Origin of the sequence: Pantoea sp. BS_8, from assembly GCF_041954965.1 — a bacterium.
Taxonomy (GTDB): domain Bacteria; phylum Pseudomonadota; class Gammaproteobacteria; order Enterobacterales; family Enterobacteriaceae; genus Pantoea; species Pantoea stewartii.
This window is the reverse complement of record NZ_JAVAXU010000001.1, coordinates 94,327-110,769: the sequence shown is the minus strand read 5'-3', so window position 1 is coordinate 110,769 and position 16,443 is coordinate 94,327. Positions and strand designations below refer to the sequence as shown.

Sequence of the window (16,443 nt, the reverse complement as noted above, 5' to 3'; positions counted from 1 at the left end):
CCTCACTGACGCGTAATCTGGGCTGGCGTGATAGCAGGAAGGGCGCGCGGAATATCCCAGCTACTGAACACCCCTACCACCTGGACGTGATCACCGGTTTTGATATGGCTGTCCTTCATCATGTTGACGGCCTGCTGATTAATGGCTTTGCCAAAATCACTGAACAGGTCCTGATTGTTGAAGTCCTGATAGCTGATGCCTTTATACGCATCCCGCAGCGCCGTACCACGAATAATCGGGCCCGTCTGAATAGTGACAGTGTCACCCGATGCATCTTTGACTTTCATTTTGCCGTTGCGCGAGGTGGTCTCCAGCGCCGTCACATCGCCGCTGACACTGACACTAAAGACACAGGGGTTTTCGCTTTGTGAGCGATAGCCGAGCGCCTTACAGGCGCTGTCCAGATCCTTCTCTGCCTGCAGCCGCTGCATCAACTCGCCCAGCGGTCTGGCCTGAGCGACGATCTGCGGAACCAGCTTCTGCTGCCAGAGGGCGTGGATGTTGGCCATGTGCGGATTGGGGGGATTCTTGAGATCGGCCAGTTCCTGCTGCGAGACAATACGGCAGCCACTCAGCGCGGCGACCACCACTATCAGACAGAGTCGGTTGTACATACATTCTCCCTGGCGCCCGTAAAGACGGGCGCAATACGCGTGAATTACGACTTGTAGTTAAAATCTTGTACGTTTTTGGCATTGTCTGGCGTGATCAGAATGCCGCGGAACATCACACGTTGTTTCTCCGGCTTGACGCCCTTCTGGATGTAGTTATCCAGGTCAGTCATGCCCTGCGCGGCAATCGCCTGGGCCTGCAGCATGACGGTGGCTTTTAAGGTCCCGGCTTTCACCGCATCACGCTCGTCATTGCTGCCGTCAATCCCGACCACGACCACATCGTTGCGGCCTGCCGCTTTTAGTGCGGCAATCGCGCCCAGCGCAACCGGACCATTACCGCAAATCACCCCTTTTACGTCCGGGTGGGCCTGTAAAATGCTGTCCATGATGCGTTTGCCGTCGATAAGCGTGCCTTTGGCATCCTGACGGGCGATGCTTTGCATATCGGGATACTGTTCCAGCACCTGGTGGAAGGATTTTGAACGGGTGACGCAGTTATTATCTGCGAGGTTACAGGTCAGCTCGGCATACTTGCCTTTCTCACCCATTTTCTCGACAAACACGTTGGCCACATCCGAACCGGCCTGAAAATTGTTATGGGTGATTTGTTCCAGCGCCACATCGTCTACCGGGATTTCGCGATTGATTAACACCACCGGTATCCCGGCGTCTTTCGCTTTCTTAATGGCTGCGACGCTGGCTGTCGAGTCCGCGTTATCCAGAATGATGCCCTGCACTTTTTTGCCGATGGCCGCATCGATCAGCTCGTTTTGTTTTTTGACATCCTCACCATGAGACAGCACCGAGGTTTTGTAGCCCAGTTCCTGCGCTTTCAGATTGGCCCCCTTCGCTTCTGAGGCGTAATAGGGATTATCCAGGGAGTTAACCAAAATCATGATGGTGCCCTTTTCCACGGCAAGCGCCGCGTGGGAAAACAGGCAGGCGGCAATCGAAGTACAGAGCAACGTCGTTTTTTTCATGGTGATGTCTCGCTATTATCGTTGTGGCAGGGAAAAGATGACGGGCCGGTCGCCTTACCAGATGGTGAATCCACCGTCGATCATCAGGTCAGCACCGGTGATCATGTCGCTGCCATTGCTGGCAAAGAACAGGACGGCGGCGGCAATTTCGTCGGTATAGGCAAAGCGGCCTAAGGGGATGAGTTTTTTCATTTCTGTGCCCTTCTCACCGCGCCAGGCTTTTTCGCCCATGGGCGTCAGTACCACCGTCGGTGATAAGGTATTGACGTTAATGCGGTGCGGGGCGAACTCTTTCGCCATCACCTTTGTCATACCCAGCAGGCCAGCTTTCGCCGAGGTATAGGCCACATGGTTGTCGATAGCGATGGAGGCCGCCTGAGAGGCGATATTAATAATCTTGCCGCCGTTGCCAGCCCGGACCATGCGTTTCGCCACTGCCTGCGAGCACAGAAAAGGCCCGGTCAGATTGACGGCGATCTGCTTTTGCCATTCCGCAAATTCGGTGTCCAGCACCGGCTGGAGCATCACATAGCCCGCGCAGTTCACCAGAATGTCGATATGTCCGTAGTGGTTTTCCACCTCCCCGAACGCCCGTTCAACGTCGGCAGGTTCCGTCACATCACAGCACACCAGTTGCACCGGCTGACCGGCGAACGTCTCACGCAGGTGTTCCGCTTTTTCGGCTTCAAAAGGCGGATAAAGCAGCGCCAGGCGAGCCCCTTTCTTCAACAACATCTCGTTACTGGCCATGGCAATGCCGCCCAGACCGCCCGTCACCACGGCTACTTTGCCGCTGAGATCCATGTTGTTGTCTACGCCATAACGCAGGTTAACGTCATATTCACTGCTCATCCGACTGTCCTCTCAGGTTTTTAATTCCCCACAATCATTTTCGAACAAAAATATATGCTATCGAATTGATGGTTAATGTGGCTAAGATCAAATTTCGCGAAAATGCCCTTCAGGCAGCGACAGCCCGTTAAAATCCCGTTATCCAGATTACAGATCCCGTGAAACAGGCGGTGCAAACGGTGACAGGGTGAGAGACAGGAGGCGACAATAAGTCACATTCATTTTCGTTCGAAAACACACAGAGAATCGGCGCTCACTCGCCAACGCGAAACCGGCAAGGTAAACTCTTTCACAGCGCGTGAATGCACGAAGCCCGATGCAAGTAAAAGAGGGAGCATTTCGATTGAAAAGCAAAACTGAGCAGTTAGCTGAAATGCAGCAGCGGCGTGAAAAGATTTTAGAGATGATTCGGGAAGACGGCACGGTAACGGTTAAAGCGTTAACCCAAACTTTTGGGCTTACCGAGGCCACGCTGCGGACCGACCTGCGCATGCTGCAAAAACAGGGATTTGTACAACGCTATCATGGTGGCGCAACGCTGATGACCGGCAAGCAGAACACCGGCCTGTTGCAGCTTGAACGTCAGACGCATCTGGAAGAGAAAGACGCCATTGGTCGTCTGGCCGCGCAGCACATCGAAAATGGCGATACGGTGATTTTCGATTCCGGTACGACAACGACGGCGATTGCCGATGCCATCAGCCACATTCGCCGTCTGTCTGTGGTCACCACCGCCGTCAACATCGCCCTGAAACTGGGCGGTGAGCCGGGCATTAATGTGTTGCTGACAGGCGGCACCTTTAAGTTTCCGACGCTGTCAACGTCGGGCGAGAAAGCGGCCAGCTTTTTTGAAAATGTGCTGGCGGAAAAGCTGTTTCTCGCCACCGCCTGTATTTCGCCGCGGCTGGGCCTGAGCTTTCCCAGTGAAACCGATATTAAAGTGAAAATGGCGATGATTAACTCCGCCAGTACCGTTTATGTCGTGGCGGACTCCAGCAAAATCGACAAGGTCTCGATGTTTGCCCTGCCCTGCGACTGGAGCCACATCCACTATCTGATCACCGACAGTGGGATCAGCCCGTCGCATATTGCGGCCTTTGAAGCGCTGGGCGTCAGGGTGCTGGTTGCGCCCACTCCGACCCGCCGGTCAGGATAGTCTGTCCCTGATTTTTCCCCCGACGCCGTCATCGTCAGTGCGATGCCGTCACGCTCATCGCCGTCTCGCGCGATTGGGCAGCCATAAGATCGGCACGGTAATAGCGCACCACGTCGCCCACAATCAGTAACGACGGTGACACCGGTTTTTGCTGTTCGACCGTATCAGGCAACCCGGCCAGCGTGGTGATCAGCACCCGCTGGTCCCGGCGCGTACCGTTTTCAATGATTGCCACCGGCGTCGCCTCACTGCGGCCATATTCCCGTAACCGGGCGCTAATCACGCTGCTCCAGCTTAACCCCATGTAAAACACCAGCGTCTGATTGGTGGCGGTCAGCGCCGCCGCATCCAGCTGCGGTTCGCCGCTGCGCCCGTGCCCTGTGATAAAGCGCAATGACTGGGCGCAGTCACGGTGCGTCAGCGGAATGCCGCTGGCAGCCGCACAGCCCACGGCGGCGGTAATGCCGGGTACCACCTCGCAGGCAATATTCGCCTGCTGCAGGCTGACCATCTCTTCGCCGCCACGGCCAAAGATAAAGGGATCGCCGCCTTTTAACCGCACGACATTGCGCCCGCTGGCGGCCAGATCCACCAGCAGTTGATTGATCTGTGCCTGCTTCAGGCCGTGATGACCCGGCTGTTTACCGACGTCGATACAGAGCGCGCTGCTGGCGACTTCCGCCATCACCGCTTCGCTGACCAGGCGATCATAAACCACGACGTCCGCGCGTTGCAGCAAACGCAGCGCCTTGACTGTCAGTAGCTCCACATCCCCCGGCCCAGCCCCGACCAGCCAGACCTTGCCCGGGCTGGACGCGTTTTCCGGCGCCAGCAGTTTATCTAAAGCGTTGATCGCGATCGTCATTCTTCCTCCGGTACAGCAACGGAAAGCAAAAGGTGTTTTAGCTCCGGCAGACAGGAGCCGCAGTTAGTACCACAGTTGAGTGCGTTACCCAGTGCCTGGGTGCTGTGACAGCCCTGTTTAATCGCCTGTAAGATCGTGTTTTCTCCGACGCCAAAGCAGCTACAGATCGTCCGGCCAGCCACGGCACGTTGTGCCGATTGTCCTGCCAGCAGAGCATGCCGTTCCGCCGCATTCGCCGGCGCCTGGCGAAAAGCCTGCGCAACCCAGTCATGATCGATCGCGGGTAACGACGCGCCGGCATAAAAAGCCAGCTGCAGCTCACCGTTGCGCCAGGCCAGCAGGCGGTAATGCGGTTCCGCCGCGTGGGCGGTTTGCCGTTGCAGCCCGTCCAGCGGGATCGTTGCCGTGAGCCACTGTTCTGGCGAACCGTCTCCGGCCAGGCTAAAACGTTGCGCGCCCTCATAGGGTGTACGCGCCCAGTAGCGCAGTCCGTCAGGCGGGCTTACGTCGCGCTGCCAGAGCCAGCCCTGCCAGTGGGTGTGGAGCGGCTGGATACGTACGGCGGTTTGTTTAAAGGCAGGCTGCGCCGAGACCGGACAGCGGGTTGAGGCCACCAGCCCGCCGACCGTGCCCTGCAGACTGAACTGTCGGTTCCAGTGCATAGGGACAAAGATCTCACCGCGTCGCAGACCGCTGTCCAGCGTCACGCGCACCGTCATCCAGCCCGCGTCGGACTGCACCCGTGCCAGTGCCCCCGCGCACAGGCCATAGCGTTGTGCGTCCTGCGGATGCAGTGCTGCAAACGGCTCATCACAATGCTGCATGAGCCGGGGAACCAGGCCTGTGCGTGTCATGGTGTGCCACTGATCGCGGATCCGTCCGCTGTTCATCAATAACGGATACGCCGCCCTGCACGCGACGGGCTGCGGCGTGGCCGGTGGCAACAGGCGGGCTTTACCATCAGGATGGTAAAAGTGCCGGTCGCTAAACAGCCGCGCGCAACCCTGGGGATAGCGGGCGTTGACCGGCCACTGCACCGGCGTCAGCGCATCCCACTGTGCGTCGCTCATCCCGGCCAGACCGCTGATATCAAACGCGCGCTGGCCGTTGTTCTCAAACCCCGACAACGCCGCGTGTTCGCGGAAGATGGCTGCCGGGTGCGTCCAGGCAAAGCCTTCATGAAAGCCCAGACGCTGGGCGACCTGGGCGAGTAACCACCAGTCCGGTTTCGCTTCTCCGGCCGGGGGCATAAACGCGCGCTGGCGGGAAATCCGGCGTTCAGAATTGGTCACGGTGCCGTTCTTTTCCCCCCAGCCCTGCGCGGGTAGCAAAATATGCGCAAAGGCGGTGGTATCCGTTTGCGCCAGTACGTCTGACACTATCACCAGCGGACAGGCAGCCAGCGCCCGGGCAATGCGATTGCCTTCTGGCATCGAAACCGCCGGATTGGTGCCCATAATCCATACGGCTTTGATCGCCCCGCGCTCAATGGCGTCGAACAGATCGACCGCCGTCAGGCCGGGCTGACGCGCCATACGCGGACTGCGCCAGAAACGCTGTAAACGGTCGCAGTCTTCCGCGGTGAAACTCATATGAGCCGCCAGTTGGTTGGCCAGTCCGCCAACCTCCCGCCCGCCCATCGCATTCGGCTGTCCGGTCAGCGAAAACGGGCCGCAGCCGGGTCGGCCTATCTTGCCGCTGAGCAGATGCGCATTGAGAATGGCATTGTTGTTGTCACTGCCGCTTTGTGACTGGTTGATGCCCATACACCATAAGGTCAGTACGCGCTCATGCCGGGTAAACAACCGGTAGAACGCCGCGATCATGTCGTGGCTGATATCACAATGGGCTGCCACCGTCGCACAATCCCACTGCCGCGCGGCCTGTAAGGTTGTGTCTACACCGTCCAGATGCGGCAGCATCGTGGCGTCAATGCCGCCATGCTGTTCCAGCCAGTGCAACAGGCCCGAAAACAGGGCCGGATCGCTGCCCGGCCGGAGCGGTAAGTGCAGATCGGCGAATTCACAACTGGCCGTGCGGCGCGGATCGATCACCACAACCTGCATCTCAGGGCGCTGCGTTTTTGCCTGCTTCAGGCGCTGAAACAGCACCGGATGAGCCCAGGCGGCGTTCGAGCCGACCAGGATAACCACCTCGGCCTGATCCAGATCCTCGTAACAGCACGGCACGGCATCCGCGCCGAACGCCCGTTTATAGCCCGTCACCGCTGAGGCCATACACAGGCGTGAATTGGTATCGATATTGGCGACGCCGAGAAAACCTTTCATCAGCTTGTTCGCCACATAGTAATCCTCGGTCAGCAACTGGCCGGAACCGTAAAAAGCCACCGCCTCCGGGCCGTACGTATCGATAATCCTGCGCAGTCCGTCAGCCGCGGCATCCAGCGCCGTCTCCATGCTGACGCGCTGGTGATGAAGCTGAGGATGCAGCAACCGTCCGGCCTGTGTCAGGGTTTCGCCCAGCGCCGCGCCCTTCACGCACAGCCGCCCGGCATTCGCCGGATGACTGGCATCGCCCCGGACCTGAGCCGACGCGCTCTGCGACTGCGTGACCTCGACGCCGCAGCCCACACCGCAATAAGCGCAGGTGGTTTTCATGATGCCTGCGCCATCAGGTTAAGCGGACGGTTGGCGACCCACACCTGGCCGTCCTCCAGTTTGACCGGCCAGCAGCGCAGTTGATGCTGAGGGTTATCCAGGCTCTGTCCGTCCCGCAGGCGCACCCGCTGTTTGTAAAGCGGAGAGATCACCACCGGCTCCCCGGCAACATCGCCAAGGATGCCGCGTGACAGCACGCTGGCTTCGCTGCCTGGCTCACGATCCTCCAGCGCATAACAGTCATCACCCAGACGGAATAAAGCAATACGGACGCTGCCAAGTCGGGCCCCGATGCCGGCCTCTGGCGGGATGGCCTCCAGCGGACAGATTTCGCTCCAGGGTTCGGCGGGCAGATGCATCAGGGGAATACCGCTGGCCTTGTGGGGCTGGCGTTGTCCGCGCACGCGCGCATAGTGCAGCGTTTCATCCGGGTGATCGCTGTTCACTGTGGCGGTAAACAGCGCACGTCGCGAAGGATCGGCCAGCGTGGTCTGCCATTCGCACTGCCAGGTGTCTACCACCTGTTGCATGTCCTGTTCCAGCGTGGCGGCGATCCCCAGGCTGTCATGAATCACCACCTCACGCAGGTAGTCCAGCCCGCCCTCCATGTTATCCATCCAGACGCTGGTACGCTGCAGGCGATCCGCCGTGCGCACGTAGAACATCAGAATCCGGTCGACGTACCGGATCAACGTGTCATCGTCCAGATCGCTGGCAAACAGTTCCGCATGGCGTGGCTTCATGCCGCCATTGCCGCAGACATACAGGTTCCAGCCGTTTTCCGTGGCGATGACCCCGATATCTTTACTTTGCGCTTCCGCACATTCGCGGGTACAGCCGGACACGGCCATCTTGATCTTATGTGGTGCGCGCAGGCCCTTATACCGGTTCTCCAGCGCGATGGCGAAGGCGGTAGAATCCTGCACGCCATAACGACACCAGGTCGAGCCAACGCAGGATTTCACTGTACGCAGGGATTTTCCGTAGGCATGACCGGTTTCAAAGCCGGCTTCCAGCAGGGTTTCCCAGATAGCAGGCAACTGGTCCAGTCGCGCACCAAACAGATCGATACGCTGGCCGCCGGTGATTTTGGTATAGAGATCGTAACGCGCGGCCACTTCGCCGATGGCGATCAGGCCCTGTGGCGTGATCTCGCCCCCTGGCACGCGCGGCACTACCGAATAGGTGCCATCTTTCTGGATATTGGCAAAGTAACGGTCATTCGTGTCCTGTAAGGGTAAATGGGCCGGTTTCAGCAGGTAATCGTTCCAGCACGAGGCCAGCAGCGAACCCACCAGCGGTTTGCATACCTCGCAACCACAGCCCCGTCCGTGGCTGGCCAGCAGCTCGTCAAAGGTTTTGATGCCATTGATACGGATCAGGTGATACAGCGCCTGACGGGAATAGGCGAAGTGCTCACAGATGTCTTTTTTAACGGCGACGCCCTGGTTTTCCAGCTGAAACTCCATCACCTGTTTTACCAGCGCGGCGCAGCCGCCACAGCCGGTTGCCGCTTTGGTACAGCTTTTAATACTGGCCATCTCGCCACAGCCACTTTGCACCGCCTGGCAGATATCGCCTTTACTGACGTTATGACAGGAGCACACCTGGGCGCTGTCCGGCAGCGCAGCGATGCCCAACCCTTTGGCCGGCGCGCCATTTAATACAGGCAAAATCAGCGCTTCCGGTGCTGTCGGCAGCGGCATGTCATTTAACATCGTTTGCAGGAGGGTGGCATAGTCGCTGCTGTCTCCCACCAGCACGCCGCCCAGCAGTCGTGTATTGTCGGCGCTCACGACGATCTTCTTGTAAATGCCTTTGGGTCCATTGGCCCAGTGGTAGCTCAGGCTGCCCGGTGTTTTGCCGTGCGCATCGCCAAAGGAGGCGACGTCTACGCCCAGCAGCTTCAGTTTGGTGCTCATGTCGGCACCGGTGAACTGCGCGGGTTCGGCCGCCAGATGCCCGGCCAGCACTCGCGCCATCTGGTAGCCCGGCGCTACCAGGCCAAAAATCTGCCCGTTCCACAGCGCGCATTCGCCGATGGCATAAATGTCGCTGTCACTGGTCTGGCAATGGTCATTGATGGTAATGCCGCCGCGCGGCCCCACGCTGATGTCGGCACTGCGGGCCAGCTCATCACGCGGACGGATACCGGCAGAGAACAGCACCAGGTCGGTGGCCAGCTCGCCGCCATCGGCAAAGTGCAGCACCAGACTGCCGTCAGGCTGGCTGGCAATTTGTTCGGTCTGCTTCGCGGTATGTACCGTCACGCCCAGCGCGTCGATCTTTTGCCGCAGCATCAGCGCCCCGCCTTCGTCCAGTTGCACGGCCATCAGGCGCGGCGCAAACTCAACCACGTGGGTCTCCAGCCCAAGCTGCTTCAGCGCGTTGGCGGCCTCCAGGCCCAGCAGCCCGCCGCCGATCACCACGCCGCGCTGACTCTGGCGGGCACAGGCTGCAATGGCATCCAGATCGTCCAGCGTGCGGTAGACAAAGCAGCGCTCGCCGTCATGGCCGGGGACCGGGGGGACAAAGGCGCGCGAGCCGGTGGCCAGCACCAGCTTATCCCAGGCCAGCTCACGGCCCGCGCTGTCGAGCAGGCTGCGCTGCTGGCGATCGATCGCCTCTACCCGGCAACCGCTACGCAGTTCAATCGCGTTTTGGGCAAAAAATTCTTCGCTTACCAGCGACAACTGCGTGGCCGTTTTACCGGTGAAATACTCGGAAAGGTGAACCCGGTCGTAAGCCTGATAGCGCTCTTCGCCGTAAACCACCACGTGATAATGTTGATGCAGGTTACGATCGACCAGTTGCTCCAGAAAATGGTGGCTGACCATGCCGTGACCCACCACGGCTAATACAGGTTTCGTTTGGCTCATCACAGGATTTCCTGCAGCCAGCGGCTGCGTTTCAGGTTCATCAAGGCCGAACAGCGTATTCACAGAAACCGGTCCGGCATTATGGAGTTGGTTCAGCAGCGCACCACTTTGCTGGCAGTCGCCATACAGCAGCACGCCGTTCAGCCGGCCGTCTTTGAGGAACAGGCGGCGATAGTGCCCGGCGATCGGGTCAAAACTAGTGACAGACGGCGCTTCGCGAACGTCACCGGCGCTAAACAGGGAAATGCCGCTGACTTTGAGACGGGTGCCCGTGGCCGCGCTGTAGAAATCCGCCTGAGGCCGATCGGCCAGTTGCGCCGCCAGAATCTTCGCCTGGGCCAGACAGGGCGCGACCAGACCGAAGGTCTCGCCGCTGATTTCACAACATTCGCCTACGGCATAAATTCCCGCGTGCGCACTGCGCAACTGGCGATCCACCAGAATGCCGCGCTGGCAGGGAATCCCGGCGGCCTGCGCCAGGGCGATTGCCGGCTGGACACCAATGGCCATCACCACCTGCCGCGCCGCCAGCACCCGGCCATCGTGGAGGATCACGCTATCCGTCCGGATCGCCGCAAGGCTGGTATTCAGTTCACAGCGAATGCCGCGCGCCCGGAGCTGAGCCAGCAGTAATTCCCCTGCCCTGGCGTCCAGCTGTCTGTCCAGCAAACACGACTGACGATGAAGCAGCGTAACCTGGCGCCCCTGCGCCTGAAGGCCGGCGGCCGCTTCAATACCCAGAAAGCCCCCGCCGACCACCACGACCGGACCCTGCCCCGCCAGCAAAGTGTCCACATCCTGCAGCGTGCGAAAGGTGCTGACATGCGGCAGGTCGCTGCCTGGGACAGACGGCCGGCAGGGCTGCGATCCGGTCGCCAGTACCAGGCGGTCCCAGTGCAGCAGGCGCTGGTCGGTGCGTAAGGTCCGCTCAGCGACATTCACCTGTTCCACCGTCTCTCCCGCCAGCAAGGTCATGCCGTGACGGTGATACCAGTCACGATCGTGGATCAGCGTTTGCGCAACGGTGGTTTCTCCGGCCAGCAGTGGCGACAACAGCACACGGTTATAGTTGCCGTGCGGCTCACTGCCAATCACGGTGATGTCGTAACGCGTCGGCGCCAGCTGCAACAGGGTTTCCACCATGTGCATGCCCGCCATCCCGTTACCCACAACCAGCAACCGTTGTCTCATGGTGTCGTCCTTATGCCGCCGAGGTTTGTTTTTCGTAGAGAAAATGCAGCACTTTCTGGCGCAGATGGTGATAACGCACGTCATCCGCCAGCGCCACGCGTGAACGCGGCCGGGCCAGGTCAATCGTCAGGATGTCGCCCACCTGCGCCGCCGGGCCATTGGTCATCATCAGCACCCGATCGGACAGCAACACGGCTTCATCCACATCATGGGTAATCAGGACGATGGTGGTGTTCAGCGCCTGCTGGATGCGCATGACGCTGTCCTGCAGATGCGCGCGCGTTAAGGCATCCAGCGCACCGAAGGGTTCGTCCAGCAGCAGCACGCGAGGTTTCATTGCCAGCGCGCGGGCGATGCCGACGCGCTGCTTCATGCCGCCGGAGATCTCGCCGGGGCGCTTATGCATGGCATGACTCATTTGCACCTGGTTGAGGTTGTGCTCGATCCAGTCACGCCTTTCGGCCTTGTTCATCTTGCCTTTGAACACCTGCTCGACCGCCAGCTCAACGTTTTGATACGCCGTCAGCCAGGGCAACAGCGAGTGGTTTTGAAACACAACGGCGCGCTCAGGGCCGGGGCCGGTAACTTCGCGGTTATCGCACAACAGGACACCGCTGGTAGGCCGGGTTAAACCGGCGATCAGGTTGAGCAGCGTGGATTTACCACAGCCAGAGTGACCGATCAGGCTCAGCGTTTCCCCCTGATGAAGATCAAAACTGACATTATCGAGCGCCAGAAAATCGCCGCCGGAGGTGGTAAAACGCTGGCTGACCTGCTGTACACGAATGATAGGTTGCATAGTGTTCCCCTTATTTATCCCAGCTAAAGCGACGCGCCAGCAGCATCAGTCCCTGCTCCAGTAGCAGGCCGACGACGCCAATCAGCAAAATGGCAATCAGGATGTTTTCAACATTGAGGTTGTTCCACTCGTTCCAGATCCAGAAGCCGATCCCCAGGCCGCCCGTCAGCATTTCGGCGGCCACGATCACCAGCCAGGCGATGCCAATCGACAGGCGGACCCCGGTCAGCACCGCTGGCAGAACGGCGGGAAACAGGATGCGGCGCAGGATGGTCCATTCCGACAGTTGCAGCACGCGCGCCACGTTGAGGTAATCCTGGGGAATGCGCTGTACGCCTTCTGCGGTATTGATAATCATCGGCCAGATGGAACAGATAAAAATGGTCCAGCTGGAGGCCGGTTCGGCCCGCTGAAACAGCAGCAGGCCGATAGGCAGCCAGGCCAGCGGGCTGACCGGGCGCAGTAGCGCGATAACCGGATTGAACATGCGTGCCACAAAGGTAAAACGCCCCAGCAGAAAGCCTGCGGGAATCCCCACCAGCGCGGCCAGACCAAAGCCGACAGCCACGCGCTGCAGCGAGGCCAGCACATTCCAGCCGATGCCCTGATCGTTAGGACCGTTGTTATAGAACGGATCGGCGAACAGGACTTTCGCCGCCTCCCAGGTGGCGTACGGGCCGGGAAAGCCTTTGCTGGAAAGCGCCGCGATCTGCCAGATCAGGAGCAGAAGCAGCACACCGCACAGCGCGGGAATGGCACGCTGCAAAAACGGACGCAGGCGCGCAGGTGAACGCATCTTTTTTGGCGTCACCTGAAGGGGCACCACGGTGGCGTGGGTGGGCAGCGTCTCAGGCTGCGCCAGCGAGCGAGTCTGGGTTTTCATCACGACCTCTCTTTATGGTTAATGGCAAAGCTGGCGGCGTAAGCGGCAGGATTCGATCCATCCCATACTTTGCCGTCCATCAGGGTGCTGCTGCGCATCTCACTGCCGGGCAACGTGACGTTGCCGACAGCGCTGGCAGCCTGTTTGTAGATATCGATCTGGTTGATCTGCTTTGCGACAGCCAGGTAGTCCGGATCCTGGGTCAGCATTCCCCAGCGCTTAAGCTGGGTAAGGAACCACATACCATCGGACAGATACGGGAAACTGACGCTGCCGTCATGGAAGAAGCGCATCGCATGCGGATCCTGCCATTTCTGTCCCAGCCCGTTTTCGTACTGGCCGAGCATGCGGCCTTGCAGAATCTCAGGTTTGGTGTTGATCCAGGCGCGCCCGGCCAGCACCTGCGCCGTTTCGCGGCGGTTATCATCGGAGGCATCGATCCAGCGTGCCGTCTCAAGGACAGCCGCCGTCAGCGCGCGCGCCGTATTGGGGTTCTCTTTCACCCACGCGGCGCGGGTGCCGAGAATTTTTTCGGGATGATCGGGCCAAATCTGCTGACTGGTGGCGACGGTAAAACCAATATCGTCGCTGATGGCGCGCTGGTTCCACGGCTCGCCCACACAGAAGCCACTCATATTGCCAATCTTCATATTCATCACCATCTGCGGCGGCGGCACGACGACGGTGCGCACGTCATCAAACGGATTGATACCGGCATTCGCCAGCCAGTAGTACAGCCACATCGCGTGGGTGCTGGTCGGAAAGGTATGGGCAAAAGTGAGACTGCCTTTGGCCTGGCTGTCGATGGTCTTTTTCAGGCTGGCGGCATCGGTAACCTTCTGCGCTTTCAGCTGGTTCGACAGGGAGATCGCCTGGCCATTATTATTGAGCGTCATCAGGTTCGCCATCGCATGCTGCGGGCCGGCAACGCCCAGTTGCAGGCCATAGATCAGGCTGTACAGGACGTGTGCCGCATCGAGCTCACCGGAGATCAGCTTGTCGCGAACGGCTGCCCAACTGGCTTCTTTACTGGGCTGTAGCGTCAGACCATATTTTTTGTCAAAGCCTTTCACCGAGGCCATGACGACCGGCGCACAGTCGGTCAGCGGAATAAATCCCACCCGCACGGTGGCTTTTTCTGGCGCATCGGAACCCGCCGCCCATACGGCGTTGCGCAATCCCGGCAACAGCCACAGCCCGCCAACGGCGGCGCTGGATAACAGCAGTTGACGACGAGACAGTGAAACTGGCGATTTGCTCATTTTTTGCCACCCTCAGGAAATAAAAAAAGGCGTCCTCTCCACTGCTTTCACAGGGAGATGGACGCCTTTATCCAAAGCACTCGCTTTACCGCCGTTGGCAAAGCAAATGCACACACTCAGTAAGGTAAAGCAAACCGCGTGCCAGCTTTGAAACGGTCCTGCGCGTGGCGCTTCAGGGTTTCTCTGGCGAGTTTTTAACCGATTTTGCACATTGGTGACGCAGATCACGCACAAGCATTGTGCAGCTAACGCTTTCGAGTTACCTCTTCATCGTGGCGGCCACCGTGACGATCGCCTGAGCGATTTCCGGCAGCCGTTTGTTCTGATCCATCGCGCTTTTACGCAGCCGTTGCCAGGCGTGCTCTTCACTCAACCCATGCTGCTGCATCAGCCAGTTTTTAGCCTGGTCGAGCAGTTTGCGCTCTTCCAGCGTGGCGCGCAGAGTGGCCAGCTCATTGGCCTGATGCTGCAAACGCTGGGACTGCTCCGCGATCAACGACAGCAGCGAGCGACCGAGCTGGGGCGCCAGCCCGTCGCTGTTCAGCGCACCGGACTCGGCAGCCAGCCAGTCCGCCCCAGAGACATATAACGTAAAATTGCAGCCCGACTGTGCCACATGCAGGGGTTCAGCGGCCTGATGCTGTGCCAGTGCGATCGCCTCGCGGCAGCGCGACATCAGCGTGGCTGACAGCTGATCCTCCAGCAGTTTCATTTGATCGATACGCTGTGACAGCAGTGAAAACCAGTGCGGTGCGCCGCTGTCATCCCGCCGCCCGTCGGTACAGGCAATGCGCCGCAGTCGTTCAATCTCGCGACTGGCCTGCGCCAGCGGCTGCCAGTGGTGCAAAACCGCCTCATCAGCAAACTGCTGGAACGTCGAAAAACTTTGTTCCTGTGCTTCAATTAAGGCCACCATGGCGCTGCGTTGCTCGGCGCTGAACTGGCCGGCGGCAAAGCCGGCCGCTCCCAGAGCGCGTTCCTGTCCCGCCAGCTCTTTGCCCTGCATAAAGCTGAACAGCGCAATGAGCGCGCGGGTAATGTCAGGATGGCTGGCGGTGTCGGCGGCTTCAAAGACCAGGTTCAGTAAGCTACGGATAATTGTGTTGAATGCCGCAACGGCCTGCGCGTGCGCAATCTGTTGTTGCGTAATCTGCTGGCGCAACGCCGGTAACCCGGCCAGGGCCTGCAGCGCGGCGGCGATCAGGTTACAGAACCGGCTGTATCCCGGCTGGGCTTCGGCTTTGGGTAAGGCCTGGCAAAAATCCCGTTGGCAGCGCGTCACATCCTGCTCACTGGCGAGCCGCTGCTCACCGTAAAGCCGGCCTTCAGAACAAATCCACAGAGTGCTCGCCCCCCGCTCACGCTGAAGCTGATGCACCAGCTCGCTGACGGTGGTAATGAGTTTACCGGTCTGGCGAAGGCGTTGCAGGCTGGCAATATCGCTTTGCCGTGAGGCCTGCACCCAGCTCAGTGCGTCATCCATTGCTCACCCCCTTTTCGTACAAAAAAGGAGTCAAGCAAAAGCCGTGCCGTCTTTTCTTAGCCTGACGGCTTGTGCCGCACGTTCCGCCCTTTCCGTTTCTCACTGCGGTGTAAAGTGGTTAACGCGGCTTATTCTTTTATCCAGGCAGTCGGGCCGTGGCAGGGATGGGATCACCCGCGTTTTTGAGGCGAAATGTCGCGAGTAATGCGCCCGATACTGCCCCGGAGGCGCCATCCCTGAAGCCCCTGCACAAGGAACGGGCTAAACGGCCATTACCATGCTATATCATTGGGTGCAATGGTTTGAATTCTCAAAAGTCTTAGGTAGACTGAGCGCTGTAAAGAGTGACCATGAGCGGCCTTGTCTCTGAACAGATCACCTGCCCGGCTGTGCGCCTCCCGATGAGGAGGCGCGATACGTTAGATAAACATCGTGCAGGCAGAGACACTGACGTGAGGAAAAGGGTGAAAAACCATTTAGCGTTTTGCCCGTTAGCTGCACATTTTTTGTCCGGCAGCAAAACGCCCCCTCCTCGGTCAATGCCGATTCGCCGGTGACGTGCAGTGGAACGCGCGCGCCCTGTTCGGGACATGCCCACCGCCCTTGCCTGAGTCAGGCCGCGCGGGCAAAGGCTCAACACAGCCCCGGTCCAACCTGACGTTGCCGATACGGATATGCCATTGCGGTGATGTCCGCGGGCAGGCTCCCGGCGAGGTTGAGCTGACCACCGGTGTGAACCATCGTCCTGACGGTGACATGCGAGGCAGCACGCATTTGCATGGCCAGATAACTTAACCCCTGTGCGTTGACGTGGGTGGCGACAGCAGACACTGCGGTCCTGTCACGACGGCAACCTGGATC

The 16,443-nt window shown here is 59.4% G+C and carries 12 protein-coding genes; 1 reads left to right on the top strand and 11 read right to left on the bottom strand.

Translation table 11 applies throughout. The features are described 5' to 3' along the window. Positions 1-2 precede the first annotated feature (2 nt). Genes RAC65_RS00490 through RAC65_RS00480 form a run of 3 tightly spaced genes read right to left on the bottom strand, consistent with a single transcriptional unit; the run spans position 3 to position 2,446 of the window. The gene (locus RAC65_RS00490; protein ID WP_058701712.1) at positions 3-614 is read right to left on the bottom strand and encodes a DUF2291 family protein; all 612 of its coding nucleotides are present in this window, start codon (positions 612-614) and stop codon (positions 3-5) included. 44 nt (positions 615-658) lie between these two features. Next, positions 659-1,594: a D-ribose ABC transporter substrate-binding protein gene (locus RAC65_RS00485; protein ID WP_033741095.1), complete on the bottom strand. Its 936-nt coding sequence runs from the start codon at positions 1,592-1,594 to the stop codon at positions 659-661. A 54-nt stretch (positions 1,595-1,648) separates the two neighbouring features. Next, a complete protein-coding gene (locus RAC65_RS00480) occupies positions 1,649-2,446 on the bottom strand; it encodes a GolD/DthD family dehydrogenase (RefSeq protein WP_006118926.1) in 798 nt (265 codons plus the stop codon). Between the two features lie 343 nt (positions 2,447-2,789). Between RAC65_RS00480 and RAC65_RS00475 the strand changes: the two genes are divergently transcribed. After that, positions 2,790-3,602, top strand: a complete 813-nt coding sequence (locus RAC65_RS00475) for a DeoR/GlpR family DNA-binding transcription regulator (RefSeq protein WP_033741089.1) — start codon at positions 2,790-2,792, stop codon at positions 3,600-3,602. A 34-nt stretch (positions 3,603-3,636) separates the two neighbouring features. Here RAC65_RS00475 and cobA read toward each other — a convergent pair whose 3' ends face one another. The 8 genes from cobA to RAC65_RS00435 form a co-directional block, all read right to left on the bottom strand. Further along, on the bottom strand, positions 3,637-4,467 hold the full coding sequence (gene cobA, locus RAC65_RS00470) for a uroporphyrinogen-III C-methyltransferase (RefSeq protein ID WP_058701711.1): 831 nt from the start codon (positions 4,465-4,467) through the stop codon (positions 3,637-3,639). Then, positions 4,464-7,085, bottom strand: a complete 2,622-nt coding sequence (locus RAC65_RS00465) for a nitrate reductase (RefSeq protein ID WP_058701710.1) — start codon at positions 7,083-7,085, stop codon at positions 4,464-4,466. The genes cobA and RAC65_RS00465 overlap by 4 nt, the downstream gene beginning before the upstream one ends. Then, complete coding sequence (gene nirB / locus RAC65_RS00460; protein ID WP_375096232.1) at positions 7,082-11,155, bottom strand: nitrite reductase large subunit NirB; 4,074 nt, start codon at positions 11,153-11,155, stop codon at positions 7,082-7,084. The genes RAC65_RS00465 and nirB overlap by 4 nt, the downstream gene beginning before the upstream one ends. Before the next feature lie 10 nt (positions 11,156-11,165). Further along, positions 11,166-11,954, bottom strand: a complete 789-nt coding sequence (locus RAC65_RS00455; protein WP_033741085.1) for an ABC transporter ATP-binding protein — start codon at positions 11,952-11,954, stop codon at positions 11,166-11,168. Between the two features lie 10 nt (positions 11,955-11,964). Then, complete coding sequence (gene ntrB, locus RAC65_RS00450; RefSeq protein ID WP_006118920.1) at positions 11,965-12,837, bottom strand: nitrate ABC transporter permease; 873 nt, start codon at positions 12,835-12,837, stop codon at positions 11,965-11,967. Further along, positions 12,837-14,099 (bottom strand): CmpA/NrtA family ABC transporter substrate-binding protein, encoded by a 1,263-nt coding sequence (locus tag RAC65_RS00445; protein ID WP_058701709.1) that lies wholly within the window; start codon positions 14,097-14,099, stop codon positions 12,837-12,839. Before RAC65_RS00445 ends, ntrB begins: the two co-directional genes overlap by 1 nt. Before the next feature lie 259 nt (positions 14,100-14,358). After that, on the bottom strand, positions 14,359-15,582 hold the full coding sequence (locus tag RAC65_RS00440) for a nitrate regulatory protein (protein WP_039340692.1): 1,224 nt from the start codon (positions 15,580-15,582) through the stop codon (positions 14,359-14,361). Between the two features lie 633 nt (positions 15,583-16,215). Then, the gene (locus RAC65_RS00435) at positions 16,216-16,413 is read right to left on the bottom strand and encodes a hypothetical protein (protein WP_152998357.1); all 198 of its coding nucleotides are present in this window, start codon (positions 16,411-16,413) and stop codon (positions 16,216-16,218) included. Positions 16,414-16,443 lie beyond the last annotated feature (30 nt).

Coding starts and splice junctions, on each gene's coding strand:
- RAC65_RS00490 (WP_058701712.1), bottom strand. CDS start 614: ATGTACAACCGACTCTGTCTGATAGTGGTGGTCGCCGCGCTGAGTGGC.
- RAC65_RS00485 (WP_033741095.1), bottom strand. CDS start 1,594: ATGAAAAAAACGACGTTGCTCTGTACTTCGATTGCCGCCTGCCTGTTT.
- RAC65_RS00480 (WP_006118926.1), bottom strand. CDS start 2,446: ATGAGCAGTGAATATGACGTTAACCTGCGTTATGGCGTAGACAACAAC.
- cobA (WP_058701711.1), bottom strand. CDS start 4,467: ATGACGATCGCGATCAACGCTTTAGATAAACTGCTGGCGCCGGAAAAC.
- RAC65_RS00465 (WP_058701710.1), bottom strand. CDS start 7,085: ATGAAAACCACCTGCGCTTATTGCGGTGTGGGCTGCGGCGTCGAGGTC.
- nirB (WP_375096232.1), bottom strand. CDS start 11,155: ATGAGACAACGGTTGCTGGTTGTGGGTAACGGGATGGCGGGCATGCAC.
- RAC65_RS00455 (WP_033741085.1), bottom strand. CDS start 11,954: ATGCAACCTATCATTCGTGTACAGCAGGTCAGCCAGCGTTTTACCACC.
- ntrB (WP_006118920.1), bottom strand. CDS start 12,837: ATGAAAACCCAGACTCGCTCGCTGGCGCAGCCTGAGACGCTGCCCACC.
- RAC65_RS00445 (WP_058701709.1), bottom strand. CDS start 14,099: ATGAGCAAATCGCCAGTTTCACTGTCTCGTCGTCAACTGCTGTTATCC.
- RAC65_RS00440 (WP_039340692.1), bottom strand. CDS start 15,582: ATGGATGACGCACTGAGCTGGGTGCAGGCCTCACGGCAAAGCGATATT.